The sequence below is a fragment of the Streptomyces sp. GQFP genome, assembly GCF_021545335.1.
In the GTDB taxonomy this organism is placed as follows: domain Bacteria; phylum Actinomycetota; class Actinomycetes; order Streptomycetales; family Streptomycetaceae; genus Streptomyces.
Genome location: NZ_CP089312.1, coordinates 3,896,246 through 3,911,964 on the forward strand (window position 1 = coordinate 3,896,246; position 15,719 = coordinate 3,911,964).

The 15,719-nt window shown below is 63.6% G+C and carries 15 protein-coding genes; 9 read left to right on the forward strand and 6 right to left on the reverse strand.

From position 1 onward, the window contains the following. Nucleotides 1-134 precede the first annotated feature (134 nt). The 4 genes from LUX31_RS17140 to LUX31_RS17155 form a co-directional block, all read right to left on the reverse strand. Entirely contained in the window at nucleotides 135-998 is an 864-nt protein-coding gene (locus LUX31_RS17140; RefSeq protein WP_235475653.1) for a hypothetical protein, read from the reverse strand. A 70-nt stretch (nucleotides 999-1,068) separates the two neighbouring features. Next, nucleotides 1,069-1,437, reverse strand: coding sequence for a hypothetical protein (locus tag LUX31_RS17145; protein ID WP_235475654.1), 369 nt, complete (start codon nucleotides 1,435-1,437; stop codon nucleotides 1,069-1,071). A gap of 202 nt (nucleotides 1,438-1,639) precedes the next feature. Continuing rightward, entirely contained in the window at nucleotides 1,640-2,023 is a 384-nt protein-coding gene (locus LUX31_RS17150) for a hypothetical protein (protein WP_235475655.1), read from the reverse strand. Between the two features lie 11 nt (nucleotides 2,024-2,034). Next, nucleotides 2,035-7,494, reverse strand: coding sequence for a DUF6531 domain-containing protein (locus LUX31_RS17155; RefSeq protein WP_235475656.1), 5,460 nt, complete (start codon nucleotides 7,492-7,494; stop codon nucleotides 2,035-2,037). A 491-nt stretch (nucleotides 7,495-7,985) separates the two neighbouring features. Here LUX31_RS17155 and LUX31_RS17160 point away from each other — a divergent pair, with 491 nt between their 5' ends. Together LUX31_RS17160 and LUX31_RS37690 are read left to right on the forward strand one after the other, a co-directional pair. Beyond that, nucleotides 7,986-9,110, forward strand: a complete 1,125-nt coding sequence (locus LUX31_RS17160; protein ID WP_328285665.1) for an acyl-CoA dehydrogenase family protein — start codon at nucleotides 7,986-7,988, stop codon at nucleotides 9,108-9,110. After that, entirely contained in the window at nucleotides 9,077-9,199 is a 123-nt protein-coding gene (locus LUX31_RS37690; RefSeq protein ID WP_328285731.1) for a hypothetical protein, read from the forward strand. The genes LUX31_RS17160 and LUX31_RS37690 overlap by 34 nt, the downstream gene beginning before the upstream one ends. Before the next feature lie 22 nt (nucleotides 9,200-9,221). Here the strand turns inward: LUX31_RS37690 and LUX31_RS17165 are convergent, their stop codons facing one another. After that, nucleotides 9,222-9,467, reverse strand: coding sequence for a type II toxin-antitoxin system RelE family toxin (locus LUX31_RS17165; RefSeq protein ID WP_235475657.1), 246 nt, complete (start codon nucleotides 9,465-9,467; stop codon nucleotides 9,222-9,224). Next, nucleotides 9,464-9,739 carry a type II toxin-antitoxin system Phd/YefM family antitoxin gene (locus LUX31_RS17170; protein WP_235475658.1) on the reverse strand — a complete coding sequence of 92 codons (276 nt, stop codon included), beginning with the start codon at nucleotides 9,737-9,739 and terminating at the stop codon, nucleotides 9,464-9,466. Before LUX31_RS17170 ends, LUX31_RS17165 begins: the two co-directional genes overlap by 4 nt. Nucleotides 9,740-9,889: 150 nt before the next feature. On the opposite strand from LUX31_RS17170, the gene LUX31_RS17175 reads away from it, so the two are divergent. From LUX31_RS17175 to LUX31_RS17205, 7 genes are all read left to right on the forward strand, one after another. Then, nucleotides 9,890-10,429 (forward strand): Uma2 family endonuclease, encoded by a 540-nt coding sequence (locus tag LUX31_RS17175; RefSeq protein ID WP_235475659.1) that lies wholly within the window; start codon nucleotides 9,890-9,892, stop codon nucleotides 10,427-10,429. Nucleotides 10,430-10,722: 293 nt separating this feature from the next. After that, on the forward strand, nucleotides 10,723-11,394 hold the full coding sequence (locus LUX31_RS17180; RefSeq protein WP_235475660.1) for a hypothetical protein: 672 nt from the start codon (nucleotides 10,723-10,725) through the stop codon (nucleotides 11,392-11,394). Continuing rightward, a complete protein-coding gene (locus LUX31_RS17185; RefSeq protein ID WP_443045969.1) occupies nucleotides 11,391-12,470 on the forward strand; it encodes a hypothetical protein in 1,080 nt (359 codons plus the stop codon). The genes LUX31_RS17180 and LUX31_RS17185 overlap by 4 nt, the downstream gene beginning before the upstream one ends. 48 nt (nucleotides 12,471-12,518) lie before the next feature. Beyond that, nucleotides 12,519-12,821, forward strand: coding sequence for a hypothetical protein (locus LUX31_RS17190; protein ID WP_235475662.1), 303 nt, complete (start codon nucleotides 12,519-12,521; stop codon nucleotides 12,819-12,821). Then, on the forward strand, nucleotides 12,818-14,077 hold the full coding sequence (locus tag LUX31_RS17195; protein ID WP_235475663.1) for a putative T7SS-secreted protein: 1,260 nt from the start codon (nucleotides 12,818-12,820) through the stop codon (nucleotides 14,075-14,077). The genes LUX31_RS17190 and LUX31_RS17195 overlap by 4 nt, the downstream gene beginning before the upstream one ends. Beyond that, entirely contained in the window at nucleotides 14,077-14,973 is an 897-nt protein-coding gene (locus tag LUX31_RS17200) for a hypothetical protein (protein ID WP_235475664.1), read from the forward strand. Before LUX31_RS17195 ends, LUX31_RS17200 begins: the two co-directional genes overlap by 1 nt. A 2-nt stretch (nucleotides 14,974-14,975) precedes the next feature. Beyond that, nucleotides 14,976-15,656: a hypothetical protein gene (locus LUX31_RS17205; RefSeq protein ID WP_235475665.1), complete on the forward strand. Its 681-nt coding sequence runs from the start codon at nucleotides 14,976-14,978 to the stop codon at nucleotides 15,654-15,656. Nucleotides 15,657-15,719: the final 63 nt, after the last annotated feature.

The window sequence follows — 15,719 nt, forward strand, 5'->3', positions numbered from 1 at the left end:
CACGCAAACAGGGGCATCACATTTGCAACACTAGGTCGACACCAGGCGTTCACAAGACTTGCGCCACCGTCTCGCAGCGCACAAGACCCTAGAACTCGCCGCACCATCAGCCAGCCGCAATCACACTCAACTCATCATTCCGCTCGCAACACTTTTCGTGCTGCGCTCACATTAATCTCCCTGATCTCCTTCAAGTCATCAAAGTACTTCACATTCGCGCCGATTAGATTTCGTTGAATTTTCGCTTCTTGCTGCACCCAAATAGCCGCAAGGCCAACCTTTCTGTTGCATTTCGCATCCACCACAGCGGCCTTCTTTTCATTACCGGATATCGCCTTTCCCGAGAACCATCGAGAGTCGCTGGACATTTCAATAGGGCTCACATAGCGATAATTTCCGCGACTTACACATTTCCTCCATTCAGTCATCACCTTCTCCACTTTCGGAGTCTCCATGGACATCCGAAAACTCTTCCGATTAAGTTCGTTGTAGAGATCAAGGTCAGCCCCTGGCGCACCTTCCAGGAGATTTTCATAAGCCCATCTTGCACACCCTCCAAACCCATCTTCCCCAAAAGCTTTCAGATAGATCTTGGAATTAGGATCCTTTTCCCTTTCCTGCTCTTCCTTAAGTCGCTGGAGAACCTCCGGGCCAGGTGGCGGCATATGATATCCATAAGAGGCGGCGATGCCCTCATCGATCACTCCATACCGCCGCTTATTTCTGGAGGAAACCTCCTCAACCCCAGGCCGAATCTCCTTCCAATTCGCACCAGTCGACCGCATACAGTCCGCAGTAAGTCTTTCTTGCGCCGCGAATACAACCGCACCTTCACTCGACGACAGTTGATATTCATCGAATGGCAGATCAATTTTCCACTCCGCACGTGCGCGAGCGGTAGGCTCAGCAACCTCATCCGATTTGTCAGATCCCCCAGAGGCGCAACCCTCTATCAAGAAAAAAGAAAGCAAGAGTGAAAGAGTTGACAGTTTCCGCATTGATACCCCTCCGTTGGCGCAGCGAAGGGCGGGGTTGTGAGTTTCCACAACCCCGCCCACCAGAATTACCTTAGATAGTCACACAGCTTATCTTATTGTCGAAGTTGGAAGGATTTCCCGAGTTGCTCGACAAGTCCGCATCCTCGGAATACGCCTTCGCAAAGTAATAGGCCCCGGTGCAGCCGGCACCATCGAAGAAAAACCACTCAGTACTCGATGGGTTATCGAAGGAGGAGATGGCGTTATCGATAGAGCCGGGCTCGAAGAACCAACTCTTTCCAGAAAGGTTCCCGTACTGCGCGGTCCAGTTGTAGTACCCGCCCGAGAGGTTCTTGTGCTGGTAGAGCATCACCGAGCGAGCACTGGCGGTTGATGTTCCGATCCCCACGAAGGCGAGTGCGAGTGCGATGACCGTAACTGCTGTTGACGTGCGCTTCATAGCGACTTCTTCCTCTTGTGCCACTGGAGATGGTTCTTCAAATGGATTTCGAGCGAGACACCGACGTAGGCGCAATTATAGAGGATAATAATCTCCCGGTCACACCTACGGAGATCCGATACTTACATGACAGAAAAGCGTGAACCGCATCGGAGCCCGCATGATACCGGTACAATTTCCTGGCCTCCGCGCCCAGCACCCTCTACTCAAGAGAACGGGAGACTGCCAGGGCTTCGTCGAAAATTTCTACATTTTCCCATTCCCCTCTCACTACTACCCATCGGCGATCCTCCCCCCAGGTCATAAATTCTGGCGGAACACTCAAGCCATGCTCACTCACATAATGGTGAGTATCGTGTCGCCAAACCCATTCACCATCCGTCTTCACCGATGAGCATCCAACTAGCAAAGCTCCACAACCAAGGAGGCAGTCACTCGCTTCGGTGTAGTCCACCGCAGTCGGGTTGCCTTCCAGGTAGCCCAGAATATCTTCAATCACAGAATCTAGGCTGAGGGGAATATCATGAATACTGGGAAGCTCTGTGGGTACAGAAAAATGCTCTCGATAGAAACCGAACCTCTTCATTCCGTCCACCACTATCTAGGATCATTGATCGGCAGGAACAGCCGCCAGTATCCTCCCACATCCAAAATTGGCTCCTGGCCTGGGCCCTTCCCCCTCATTACACCTACCCTAGTAGTCGGAGCCCATACCGGCACGTTCATAGCGTCAGCAACTTGCTGCCCAACACCTGAGACACCCGAGTGACAAACAAGCAACCTGAGGCATCCTCCTGCATAGTTGGGGTTTGCTGTCACGGCTTCAGATATTTGCCCGGCATTCGTCTTATGGACGTCTACACCGATATAACCATCCTTGGTTCCATGGACAATCACATCATGATGTCCAGAATTCTTAATCAACTCCTCAACACTCAGAGTTGCGTCGTCTGAGCCCATGGCTGTCGACGTCTTAGTCCATCTAATTGCACTACCAGCCGCCGTGTGACTATTGGCAGCCATGGTGACTGCGCGGCTTCCACCAAAGAGTCCCTTGCCCCACTGCCAGGCTGGTCCGAAGAGAGGCCCGAGTCCGCCGGTAACGGCTCCGATGAGGAGGTCCATCGGCGTGGTGGGCTTGCACAGGGCCGTGTTGACGGCCCAGGTGTAGCCCATGCCTATGGCCGCGTCGGTGACGGCTGCGACGGCAAGGGCGCGGCCTCCGGAGAGGCCAAGGGAGCCAGCAAGCCCCATGCCGGCCGGGGCGAGGAAGCCTGCGCCCGCTCCGATGACAGCGCCGGTCGCGGTCGCTGCCGCGAAGTCGCCCCAGTCGAAGTCATCCTGGTGCTGGTAGGCGTAGACGCCGCCGCTGACGATGGCTCCGAGGCCTGCGCCGATGCACATCGGGCAGTTGCCCGATGGGTCAGACAGGTTGGCCGGGTCGTTGTCGGCGTAGTTGTACGGGGACTGGTTGGGGTTGTCGCCAGCAGCTGGGACCGGGTCCTGCGTGGTGAAGCGGTGCTGGGTGCTGTCGTAGGAGCGGGCGCGCAGTTGGAGGCGATCGGGAAGGTACTGGTCGTTGTACTGGCCGGTGTAGCCGAAGACTGTGGGCTGGCCGCCTGTGATGGTGGGCTTGCCGGTCTGGATGCCCCAGGCGTCGTAGGTGTAGCGGTAGTTGTCGACGCCCGCCGCGTCGTAGACCGTGCTGGTGGAGCTCTGGCGGTCCTGGGTGAAGTAGAAGGGGCCCGTGGTGCGGTCCATGGAGCGGGCCGTGCCGTCGGGGTCGTAGTGGTAGTCGCCGGTCAGGGCACCGGTGGCGTTCGTGGCAGTGGCGAGCGTGGGGAGGTCGCCCACTATGTCCCAGCGGGCGGTGCCGGCCAGCGCGCTGTTCTTGTTGGTGGTGGTGCGGTTGCCGTCGGCGTCGTAGAGGAACGCGTAGCTGTCGCTGCCGATGGTGGCGGACTTGAGGCGGTTGGCCGGGTCGTAGACGTAGGTGCCGTCGTCGTCCTTGGTCTGGTTGCCGTCCGCGTCGTAGGTGTAGCTGGTGGCCGTCGTGCCGACCGTGGTCGTGGTCAGCTGGTCGCCGGCGTCATAGGTGTACGCGGTCGTGGTACCGCCGGACTTGGCGTCGCTCTTGAGGTTGCCGACCTTGTCGTACGTGTAGGTCAAGCCGGTGGTGCCGGTCAGGCAGGAGGTGGCCGAGGTGTCGGTGCAGGCCCGGGTCATGCGGCCCGCGTCGTCGTAGCCGTAACGGGCCGGGAAGCCGGTGCCCAACTTGTCGGCGACCAGGCGGTTGTTCTCGTCGTAGGTGTAGGTGCTGCTGCCGGTCGGCGTGGTCATCGAGGCCAGGCGGCCGGCCTCGTCGTAGGCACGGGTCTCGGTGCGTGCCGTGGTGGTGGGCAGCGTGACCGACGTGAGATTTCCGGCCTTGTCGTAGACGTAGCCGATGGCCTTGCTGTTGGTGGTCTGGCTCTTGATCCGGCCGACCTTGTCGTACGTGTAGCTAGTGGCCCGGCTGTCCGGGTACGTGCGCGACTTGAGGGTGTCGTCCGCGTTCCAGACGTAGCTGAAGGGATTGGTCGCGCCCGGCGACGTGATCGACAAGAGCTTGTCGTCGTTGTCGTAGGCCAGGGTGCGGCTGCCCGTCGCGTCGGTGACACCAGTGAGACGGCTCGCGTCGTCGTAGCTGTAGGTCTCCGCCGCGGTGCCGTCGGAGTAGGCGATCTTCGTGGGCAGGTTGCGGGCGTCGACCGTGGTCGTGACGGTCTGCGCGCGGGCGTTGGTGAATTTCGTCCGGTTGCCGTCGAGGTCGTACTCGTACGCGACGGTCTTGTTCAGCGGGTTCTTGACCGACGTCAGCTGACCTTCGGCGTTGTAACCGTAGGTGCTGGTGCGGGTGTTGGCGTCCGTGCTGGTCTCCAGGAGACCCGCGGTGTTGTAGGTGAACCCGGTGGTGCCGGTGTCGGGAGCAGTCACCTTCTTGGGACGGTTCAGCTCGTCGTACTCGTAAGCCGTCCGCTTGGTGCGGGCGTCGGTGACCGAGGTGACATTGCCGACGGCGTCGTAGCCGGTCGTGCGCCGGTTGCCGAGCGGGTCGGTGACGGAGATCGGCAGGCCTGCGGGGTCGTAGCCGTAGGCCCAGGTGTATTTCGCCGGGTCCGCGCCGGAGACATTTCCACGCGGATCAACTGCGGTGGTGAGATTGCCGTCATCGTCGTAGCCGTAGGTGATGCGCTCGGTCTCCGGGGAGACCTCGGCGGTCAGGTGGCTGTCGTCGTCGTACTCGTAGGTGGTGGCGTAATTGAACCAGTTCTTCGACGAGGCAAGGCGGCCCAGGTCGTCATAGGCCAGCGTGGTGCCGTGGCCTAGACCGTCGCTGGTTTGGGTGACGCTGCCGTTGTCGTCGTAGGTGACCTTGCGGATGTGGTTCAGCGGGTCGGTCACCGACAGCGGGCGGTTGGCGGCATCCCAGGTAAAGGCCGTCGTCTTACTCAGTGGATCGGTGACCGTCTTGCGGTTGCCGACCTTGTCGTAACCGATCGCCCAGGTGTACTTCGTGGCGTCCGCGCCACTCGCGTTGCCGCGCGCGCTGACCACCTTGGTCTGGTTGCCCGCCTTGTCGTACTCGTACGTGGTGCTCGCGCCAAGCCGGTTGGTCTCCTTGCTCAGGCGGCCCACCGGGTCGTAGTCCAGGATGGTCTGCTTCTGGGCCGGGTCCGTGACTGAGGTCAGGCGGTTCGCGGCGTCGTAGGCGTAGGTCGTGACGCGCTTCAGGGCGTCCGTGACCGTGGTGAGGTTGCCGACCTCGTCATAGCCGTAGGAGGTGACGTTGCGGCGTGGGTCGGTGACCGTCTTGACCCGGTCGGCGTCGTCGTACGTGTAGGAGGTCGTGTACGCCGCCGGGTCCGCACCACTGACGTTGCCCCGCGGGTCGACGGCCGTCTGCACCCGGCCCGACGCGTCATACGTATACGTGGTCTTGTTGCCCTTGGGCGTGGTGACCGACGTCAGGTTGCCGTCCGCGTCATACCCATAACGGGTGAGCTTGCCGCGCGCGGTGGTGACGGTCTCCAGCAGAGCCGTGGTCGCGTTGTAGCCATACACCGTCGTCTTGTTCAGCGGGTCCTTGACGGTGAGGAGCTGGCCGTTGGGGTTGTAGCCGTAGACGGTCCTGTTGGACTCGCCGTCCGTTGACGTGGCCACGTTGCCGGCACTGTCGTACGTCCAGGACGCATAGGACGCCGCGTTCGACCGGGCGGTTATGCGGCCCGTGCTGTCGAACGTCGACTCGGTCTTGCGGATCTCCGCGTCGACCACGCTCGTACGGTTGAAGAACTTGTCGTAGCGGTAAATGACCTTGTTGTTCAGCGGATCGATCTGTGTGAACAGGACGTTCTTGTAGTAGATGTCCGTCCACACACCACCGTCCGGGGCCGTGACATCGGTCTGGGCGAAAGATCCGTTCTTCGAGTACACGAAGTCGGTGGTCTTGTTCCGCCCATCCGTCTGGGAAGTCACCCGGCCCAGAGCGTCGTAGACGTTCGCAGTGACGACCTTGTTACGGGCATCGGTGACCTTGTCGATGCGGCCGGAGGCGTCGTAACCGTATGCCTCGGTCCTGTGGTCCAGCGACGTCACACTGGTCAGCCGGTCACCGGTGTACGTGTAGTCCACCACCCGGCCGTCGGCGAGCGTCAGCTTGTCCAGCCGGTCTCCTGCGTAGGCCAGGGAAGCCGGGCGCCCGGCCGCGTCCGTGATCGTCGTGGGCTGGCTGCCCGTGTACGTCAGGGTCAGGCCCTTGCCCGTACGGTCCTTCACCGCCGTCAACCGACCCGATGAGTTGAACCCGTACGTCGAGCGGTCGGCCTTGGTCAGCTTGTAGCCGCTGCCGTCAACGGCCAGCTTGGAGCGGGACTCCCCCGGAACCGTAAACGTCCCGTCGGACTTCTTGGCATACGTGTGCCGGGTGCCACCCTCACCCACCAACACCGCGTCACCGTCGGACTCGAACTGCAGCCGCGTCTCCCACGGCAGCTGCCAGCCCTTGCCCAGCGCACCGGTAAGGGCGTTGTCCGAGGAATAGACCCGCCCGACCGTCAGCGACACCCCGGGGGCCGGCACCTGGGCGTCCGTGAACGCTTCGGTGAACGCGCCCGTCGCCGTGTTGACCGGGTCGGCACGCATCACCGTCGTACCCGCCGAATCGCTCGCGTCCCCGCAGGTGGCGCTGCACTCGGCGCCCTCTGGCAGAGCCGGAACGATGTAGAACATGTTGTACGAGCCACAGCTCTCGGTGTCCGTGGCATCGTCCGTCACCGTCGTGCAGACCGAAACGGTGTAGGAGGGGACCTGCTGCGTGCACTCCGTGGTCGGCACGGTGAACGACGCGTTCACCACCGGGAATACCTTGTCGGTGTTCAACGTCGGCGCCTGCACTGTCTGCCCGAAGTCGACGTACTGAACGTCGTCATTGCTCAGACGGCAGCCGTAATAGTCGACCTTCCAGCGCACCTTGACCGGATGCACCTCTTCGTCCGTGCCCCCGGTCTGCCAGATCGCAGCCGACATCTGCAAGGGCTCACCCGGCACCGCCGCACCGATGTAGTTGCCCAGGGTCATCAGGAACCCGCCCTGCTGCGCGGCGGTGCTGCCGAACGGATCGGCCGTCACCTGGTACAGGGCACCACTCGAATACGAAGCCGCAGCCGCCTCGGCGGCACCTGTCGTGAAGGAAGCCTGGCTGACCGTGTCACCAGAACCAGCAGGCATGCCAGCGGCCTTCGGCCCCGCAGCGTGCAACTGCCGCTGGTTCTGCCGGAGCAGCGCGATCTGCTCAGCCGTGGCCGGCTTGCTCCGCGTGGTCGGCAGGTCATGAGGCTTCGTCGGCTTCGCCCGGCCGCGAGTCTGCTCCCGCCGCTCCGCAAGGGACACCGGCTTCTGATGCGCGGCAGGCTGCGGCCCCCGGTACGCGACGGTTGTCAAACCCTCGTCGGATACCGCGTCTTCCACCTGACTCAGCCAGCCACCGCCCGCGACCACGGACAGCACCAACGCCATGATCAAAATGCGCGCACGTGAATGCACAGAGGTCAACACGCTTCCCCCACCCCAGATACATCGTGCGCATCGCTGGTCACTCAGCGCACGACCTGTGGGGAAACTTTGATGTACATGTCACTCGGAGATCAAGGCCCGAAATATTCCGTTTACGCCAACTCGCCCGCCATTGAATCAGTGACGTTATCAAGTTGTTATCCATTCAGAATCTCTGAAATGCCGCAGGGGCGGGAATTCGACTCGCCCTGATCCCTATTGCGTTGAGACGAGCCTTCAACCACCAATCTTCTACGCAGTACGGCTTCCACAGCGATAGCAAAGAATGTCAATGCGGCGCGCCGAATGGCGGGCTGAGTAAATGCCCCCTTGATCACACGAGTGACTGCAGCGTCAACTACTGCCGCAACAGGGCCTGTTGACAGCCAGTCCACCCCGCGCGACGGTGAGAACTTCGTCGTGCCCGGAGTACCAGGAGCACCCGGAGGTCGCCCATGGCTCCGCCCGCAACCTCTGGCCCCGCTGCCGACGGCCTCGTAGACCGCGTACGGGCGCTACAGCCGCTCATCCGCGAACACGCGCCCCGCACGGAGCAGGAGCGGCGGGTGACGCCCGAGGTGGTCGTGGCCCTGACGAACGCCGGCGTCTACCGGATGAACGTCCCCCGGCGGTACGGCGGTTACCAGTCCCCGCTGCGCACCCAGGTCGACGCCTTGACCGAGATAGCGGCCGCGTGCGGCTCGGCCGCCTTCATGGCCCTGATCCAGGTCGGCTGCGCGTACATCGCGGCGCTCTTCCCGGACGAGGCCCAGGACGAGATCTTCACCAGCCCCGTCGTACGGGTCGGCGGCACCCTCATCCCTGACGCGACGGCGGTCGCGCGCCCCGACGGCAGTTACATCGTGAACGGCACCTCGGCCTTCGCGACCGGCTACCAGGACGCGGACTGGCACCTGCTGACGGTCCGCGTCGAGCCGGAGTCCAGGGCGACGTCCGACAACCCACCCGAGCCTCCGGCCCTCCTCTGGGCCGCGATCCCCATGACCGACCTGGAGATCCTGGACGACTGGTACGTGTCGGGGCTGGCGGGCAGCGGCAGCAACAGCGTGGTCGCCCGCGACGTCGTGGTTCCGGCGCACCGCGTCCTGTCGGTTGGCCCCCTGCTGGACGGCACGATCGCGTCGAAGACCAACGCCGACGACCCCTTCTACGGCATGCCGGTACTGCTCCTCTTCTGCGCCTGGACGCCCCCAAACGCCCTCGGCCTGGCCCGCTCGGCGCTGACCGAGTTCACGGAACGCATCCACCACCGGGGCATCACGTACACCTTCCACGAACGCCAGAACGAGGCGACAGTCACCCACCTCCAGGCGGCCGAGGCGGCGATGAAGATCTCGTGCGCCGAACTCCTGACGGCCGACTTCGTAGCGAAGATCGAGTCAAGGGCAGCGACAGGGACGCCGTACACCCCGGAGGAACAAGCCAGGATCAGAGCAGAGCGGCTACACGACCCGCCTCTGCAAGGAGGCCGTGGACCTCCTAGCCTCCGCCTTCCGGCGCGTCCTCCCTGCACCGCGAGGTCCCCATCCAGCGGACGGTCCGTGACATCCACGCCCTGAGCCTCCACTCGTTCGTGAACCCGACGACCAACCTGGAGCTGTACGGGCGGGTGCTGTCGGGGCTGGACGCGGGGACGCCGTTCCTTTAGCGGATGCCGAGCCTCAACAGCCTTACCGACTTACCGACTTGCCGAGGACGGTCACTGTCTTGTCCCGCACTTCGTACATGACGCGGTAGAAGCCGAGAAGCAACCGGCAGATGCCGCTGGTTCCGAGGCGGGTGGAGTTGGTGGGGTGTGGGTTGTCCGCGAGGTCGTACACCGCAGCCGTGATCAGCATCGCCGCGTCCTCATACCTCTCGTTGAGAGCGGCAAGCTGGTCGATGGCACCGTCCGACCAGACGATCTCGTAGGTCACTGCTTGCGCGTCCCGTCAGGATTCAGGCCGAATCGCGCAGCCACATCCGCGTGGGACGCCCAGCGCGTGGCGCTGGCCTTGCTCTCCTCCGCAGCGGCAAGATCACGCTCGTCTTCGAGTTGCTGGAAGTAGTCGAGCAACTCTATGGGGATCACAGCTGCTACGGGAGTGCCATGATCTGTGATCTCCACAGTCCGACCACCGTGACGGACTTCATTGACGACCTTGCCCAGGTTGTTCCGGGCATCCGTGAGCGTGTAAGAGGCGTCCATGGAGCAAATCCTACAGTTTGTAGGATACGCAGGAAGTGCACGCCTGAAAGTTGGGGTGGAGCGCGCGATCTCGATGTGCCGACCGGGGTGCCGATACGTCGACGCGGCTCCGCTCCGGCCAGCCATAATGCTCACAGGAGGTGAGCTGCCATGACCGTCATGAGCGATCTGATCGAGCGAGGCGGTATCCCCGAGGGGTACAAGGTTGAGATCTTCGACGGAAGGGTGATCATGACCCCGCAGAGCCCGGAGCAGGACTGGACCGTGTCTGACGTCAAGGACGCGGTCAAAGCCGCAGGCATCGCGCGGGAGCGCGTCTTCGGCAACGTCCTGGTCACCTTCCCGGGCGAGAACGACGCGGCGCCGGATCTGACGATCGTCGGCTTCGACGCCGAGCGCCGGAAGAACAGCTACTCCTGCATCGACGTACTCGCCGTCGTCGAAGTCCCGTCCGAGCCGGAGGACGAGAAGGACTACGTCAGGAACGTACAGAAGTACGGGCGGTTCGGCATCGACTTCTACATGATCGCCGACCCGTTCAAAAAGACGGTCACGCTGCTGTCGGAGCCGTACGCCTCCGGCTACGGGCGTGCCGTCGAGACTCCATACGGGGAACCGGTCAGTTTCACCCTGGCCACCGGAGAACGCGTGAAGATCGACACCAGCACCTTCCCGACGCGGGAAGCGTGAGGGGACAGACCTTGGCCTTCCCAGTCGGCGTGTGCCTGAGGTGCCGCACACCCCACCGGCCCTGATAGCTGCCGCGAAGGCAGGCGAGACAGTGTGGCCCCGGTACCCTGCCCCACCATCCGTGGCCAAGTGCATCTCCAGGTGGACACGATCAGGACACAGGACGCATCGAATTTGCACCAGAAGATTCACAAACACCCGCGCTCTGAAGGAAGTCCTGCCTGGCGAGACCACAAGCCCCACAGATACCGTCAGGGCTCTCAGCTGTATCGACATCTCACGGGGAGCCCACCTTGAAGCGCCGCCCTTTGCCCGTTGCTGCCGCGCTCACCGCGACCGCAGCCCTACTGCTGACGGCCTGCGGCAGCGGTGACGACAAGTCCACCGCCAATGACAAGATCGTCGGCGCCGAACAGAGCACGGCGACACCGACGAAGTCGGCGGAACCGTCAGCGGCGGCGGCAGATAACAACCCGGACGGGGTGGACTTGTCTCTGCCCAAGGACATCAACCTGGTCTTCGACTGGACCAAGTCGACGAACAATAACGAGGCGGCGGCGATGGACGACGCCGCGAACTTCATCCGCGCGATCTACCACGGCGTCGACAAGCGAACGGCCGACGACGCGGCCGTGACCACTTACTCCACCGGTGGCGGACTGACCTACGCGAAGACACAGATCGAAAGCAGACTCAAGGGCGACTGGACGGCCACCGGCACCCGGCGCCAGTACCAGGCCACCACCAGGGCCACCTCAAACGGCAACGCCGTGGAGGTCGCGTTCTGCGTGGACTCAAGCAAGTTCTACGGCAAGGAGGTCAAGACCGGGAAGGTCCTGGAGACCACGCCCAGCATCTCGGACTTCGCCTATTTCAAGATCATTATGGTCAAGTTCCCTACGGGTGACAGCCTGTGGCAGGCGTCCAAGGTATTCGTCGAGACGAAGGCGGCTCAGTGCCAGTGAGCAGGTCGCGACGCATCCTTCTCCGCGCCACAGCGCTGACGCTGGCCCTCGGCATCGTCGCCCTCGCGCATCCGGCCTACTCCGAGGAACCATCGGCCTTCGACGACGGCGCCGACTCGGAACAGCAGGGCGGCAGCGACACCACAGGCATCTACGCAGCCGCCAAGATCCAGTACTCCGGATCCGTCGCCAAGGGCGGCGCCACCGGCAACGTGACGTCCGCCGACGTCAACTGGACGCCTCCGCCCTGCTGGTACGCCCCGTACCTCGGCGCCAAGGACTTCAAAAAAGAAATGTCCGGGAGCCTCGACGAAGCCCTGAACAAGCCCGGCATGGGCGGCACCGCCAGCTCGGCGATCGGTGAGGTCCAGCGCCACTACGAGGACGACTACGGCTGGACCGACACCCCCGGCTACAAGGACTACAACGTCGACAAGGACGGCGAGGGGATGTTCTGGGCCGCTGTCGAGAACCCCAACGAGCCGGACGTACTCAAGCGGACGTCCTGCACCGACCTCCCCTTCTGGGTCGACAACGGCGAAGCCCCGCCGCCCCAGCACGAACAGGCCATCAGCCCGGAGATACTCGCGGGCCTCGCCTACCAGCACATGCACCTCCCCGACACCAAGGTCACCCTCGCCCCGGCGGCCAACACCAAGGTGAACCTGCCGACTTGGGCCTGGCTCGACAAGGCCGTCTTCGACGAGGTCCAGGCCACGGCGGCCCTGAACGTCCCGGGCTTCAACATCCAGGCCACCACCACCGCCAAGCCGGTGTCCCTGAAACTGGAACCGGGCACGACGGACGCCGAGACCTACCCGGCCTCCGGCGAGTGCGTCATCAACGCCGACGGCTCCATCGGCGAGCCCTACACCCAGGGCAAGGCGAGCCAGACCCCACCGTGCGGACTCAAGTACCTCCGCTCCTCAGGCGACGGCACCTACAACCTGCGCGCGACCATCACCTGGGACATCGCCTGGACCGGAACCGGCGGCACGGGCGGCGACCTCCCGAACGGCACATTCGGCAGCGAACAGGCGATCGCCGTCCAGGAGATCCAGGCCGTCAACCGTTGAGAGCCGAGTTGTCAGCTCGGGATCACCAGCCCCGCCGGAGAGATCAAGATGGCGAACGACTCAGACCTCAAGGTGAATGTCGACCTTCTCGTGGAGTCGGAGTCCCGACTCCGCAAACTGAAGAAGGAATTCGGCAACCTGGAAGCACGCAACGACGGCATACGTGAGCACTGGGGCAGCAGCGGTATCACCGATGCCATGGATGAATTCGTGGACAACTGGGACGACTACCGCAAAGCCCTGCTCGAGAACATCGATGTCGTGGGCAAACTGGTCAAGGCCACCATCGACGGATTCACGGGCTTGGACGCCGAGCTCGCCAAGCAACTACGCAAGGGAAAGAAGAAGTGACGACGGCCCCAAAGGCTCGCCCCCGCGACTGGCATCCGCTTGCGGAATCGGACCCGGTCCCGGGGGATCCCGACGAGATACGCGCCGAGGTCAGGCACATCAAGGGCGTCGCGAGCTCGCTCCGCGAACAGGCCCGGCTGCTCCGGGGCATCGGCGACGACAACGAGCTCAAGGGCGAGTACGTCAACGCCCTGCGCAGCGAGTCCGAAGGGCTGGAGAAGAAGCTGCGCGAAGTGGCGGAGCGCTACGAGCGCGTGCACGGATATCTGCACAGCTGGGCCGACGAGCTGGAGGACTTCCAAAGACAGGCCGACAGGGTCCTCGCCAATGCGAAGCAGGCACAGGACGAGGCGGATGCCGAGAAAAGAAAGGCTTCCGAGAAGGCCAAGCCGGGCGAGCCGAGTCCCTCCCCCAGCGGTACGGACCATGATCCGCTGAGCGAGTACCGACTTCAGCTCTTCCGCATAGAGGCGGAGCGGGACGAGCGGGGCGACCATTTCGCGAGCAAGATCCGTGACCAACTCGACGACGCCATCGAGGACAGCTTCTGGGACGACGTGAAGGGATGGGTCTCCGACAACGCCGAGCTCTTCAAGATGATCGGCGACTTCCTCGGCGATCTGAGCGGAATCCTCGGCATGCTGGCCATCATCACGATGCCGTTCCCGCCCCTCGGAGCGATCTTCGCGACTGCGGCCGTCATCACCAGCGGCCTCGCACTCCTCAGTCATCTCACGGCCAAGGCGGGCGGTGCCGACGTCAGTTGGCTGAGCATCGGCCTGGACGCGCTCGGTTCCATCCCGGGCGTCGGCGCGTTCGCGAAGGGAGTCAAGGTCGCCGATGGAGCGGTTGCGGCTGCCCGGGCCACGCGGCTGGGTTCGGGGGTCCGCGGTGTCACCACGATCGGCCGGAACATCGTCGGTATCGGCGACAACGTCGCAGGCGCCGTGAACTACACCGTCAGGGGCAAGACCATCGGCCTGTGGGGCCTCAAGCATGGCGGCCTGATCAAGGCTGAGGGGCTCATGGGGCGCATGACCATGGTTGCCGAGCAGACCGTCCACAACGGCCAGTGGCTCGGGACCCGTGGTCTGCGTCTTGCGAGCGGGGGCAGGTGGTCGATCGACCCCATGAGTAACCTGGGCCGTGGTATCGACGCGGGTATCAAGATCGCTCCCAAGCTTTGGTCGATACCCACACACATCGGTGACGCCATTCACCCCGGCGACCGCTTCGAATCGGCGGTCGCCTCCTGATGAGAACGGACAACCCTGTGGACTGGCACCCGGAATCCGGTGAGACGGAACTGGCGCGCTACCCGGTCTCGTTCGCGACCGGCACCGCCGCGTCCGTGGAAGGGAGACGCTCCTTCCGCGACCGTCGGCGCAACGACATCGAGCCCGAGCTGCCGGGTTGGCCTGCCGGACCGACGTTCTCGGTCCGCGGGCTCCCGGGGAAAGCCGGAGTACATGTGGGCACCGGAGTCTCAGGTGTCTTCGCCGTGGTCGGAGGCATCCTCTCCGACCTGTTGGGCGGCAGCACGGTCAATCCCGAGCCGGGGCGCGGGAAGCTGGAGGAGCGGGAGAACGAGGTCGACGACTTCCCGGTCATGTGGGCGGACGCCGGCGACACCGCCCGTACGCTGCCCTGGCAGCTCGACCCCTCCCGACGTCCTTCGGGATACTCCACGGAGATCGTGCTGACCACGCGACGCCTTCTCGTCACGGGCTCGGGCACGATGCTGTGGGAAACATCCCGAGAAAGCATCGCCGAAGCGACACCCCGCCGGTTCAGCATCGGTCAGTCGGACTTCCGGATCCTCTTCCAGGACGGGTCCTGGGTACGGCTGACCACGCGCGTCTCCGACCACACGACGGAGTTGCTCGGCCTGCTCACGGGAAGCCATCGCCGCCTGTCCGGGGCCGAGCTCTCGGCGGAACAGCAGGAACGGATCTCCCGCTTCACGGCGACCCTGCCCTCGGGGGCCGCGCCGCCCGTCCTCACCCGGCTGCCCAGCGGACTCGTGCGGGTCCGATCGACTGTGGCCGGCAGCAAACCGGGGGTGGTCTCCGAGTCACGGGGATTCGTGATGGACGACGCCGGTCGGGACGCGACGCCGCACTCCGGAGACATAGGACAGGGCAAGGCCTGATCGTGAACACCAGCAGCGCAGGCTCGTCAGACACCCCGACGGTCATCGACGATCCGACCGTCCCACCCATGTGGTTCGTAGCACCGGACGGATTCCACTCCCTACCCGTCGACGCGGACCCGGACGACAGGTCAGCCGCCGCCACCGAGTTCGCACGTGGGCTGTTCCCCGAGGGCGACGCCAACCTCTGGGAGTCCGCAGCGCCCTTCTATGCCGGCCTCACCGAAGTCTTCGCGGACGTTGGCATCGTGTACTCAGCCATGTGTGTGTTCGGCGACGACAACGGCGGCGTAGTGCATTGCTCGTTCACCGTGGGGGCCGTCGAATCCTCACACACCAGGCCTGAGGACGCCGCCGAGGTGATCGAGCAGGGCCTCTCCCGCGATCCGCTCACCGACAGCCGCCGCATGACGCTGCCCTGCGGCCCCGCCGTATCGAACATCACGCTCCGCGAGATCACCATCGGCCCGGAACTCACTGCCACGGGCGAGGAAGGCAGACTCCTCACCGGTCAGATCCAGGTTTTCGTCCCCTTCCCGAAAGCTCCCTTCGTGGCGGTCTTCACTCTGGACACGGCAGCCATGGATCACTGGGGGGAACTCTGCGACATGACGGCGGCCATCCTGCAGACGGTGTCCTTCGTAGACCCTGCCGAGGAGTCGTCCCGGACCGCATTGAACTGATTCGGCAGGGAAAACAGGGGGGGGCGGTGTCCCGCGCGCGAGCCGAGGCCGTTGCCGAACGGT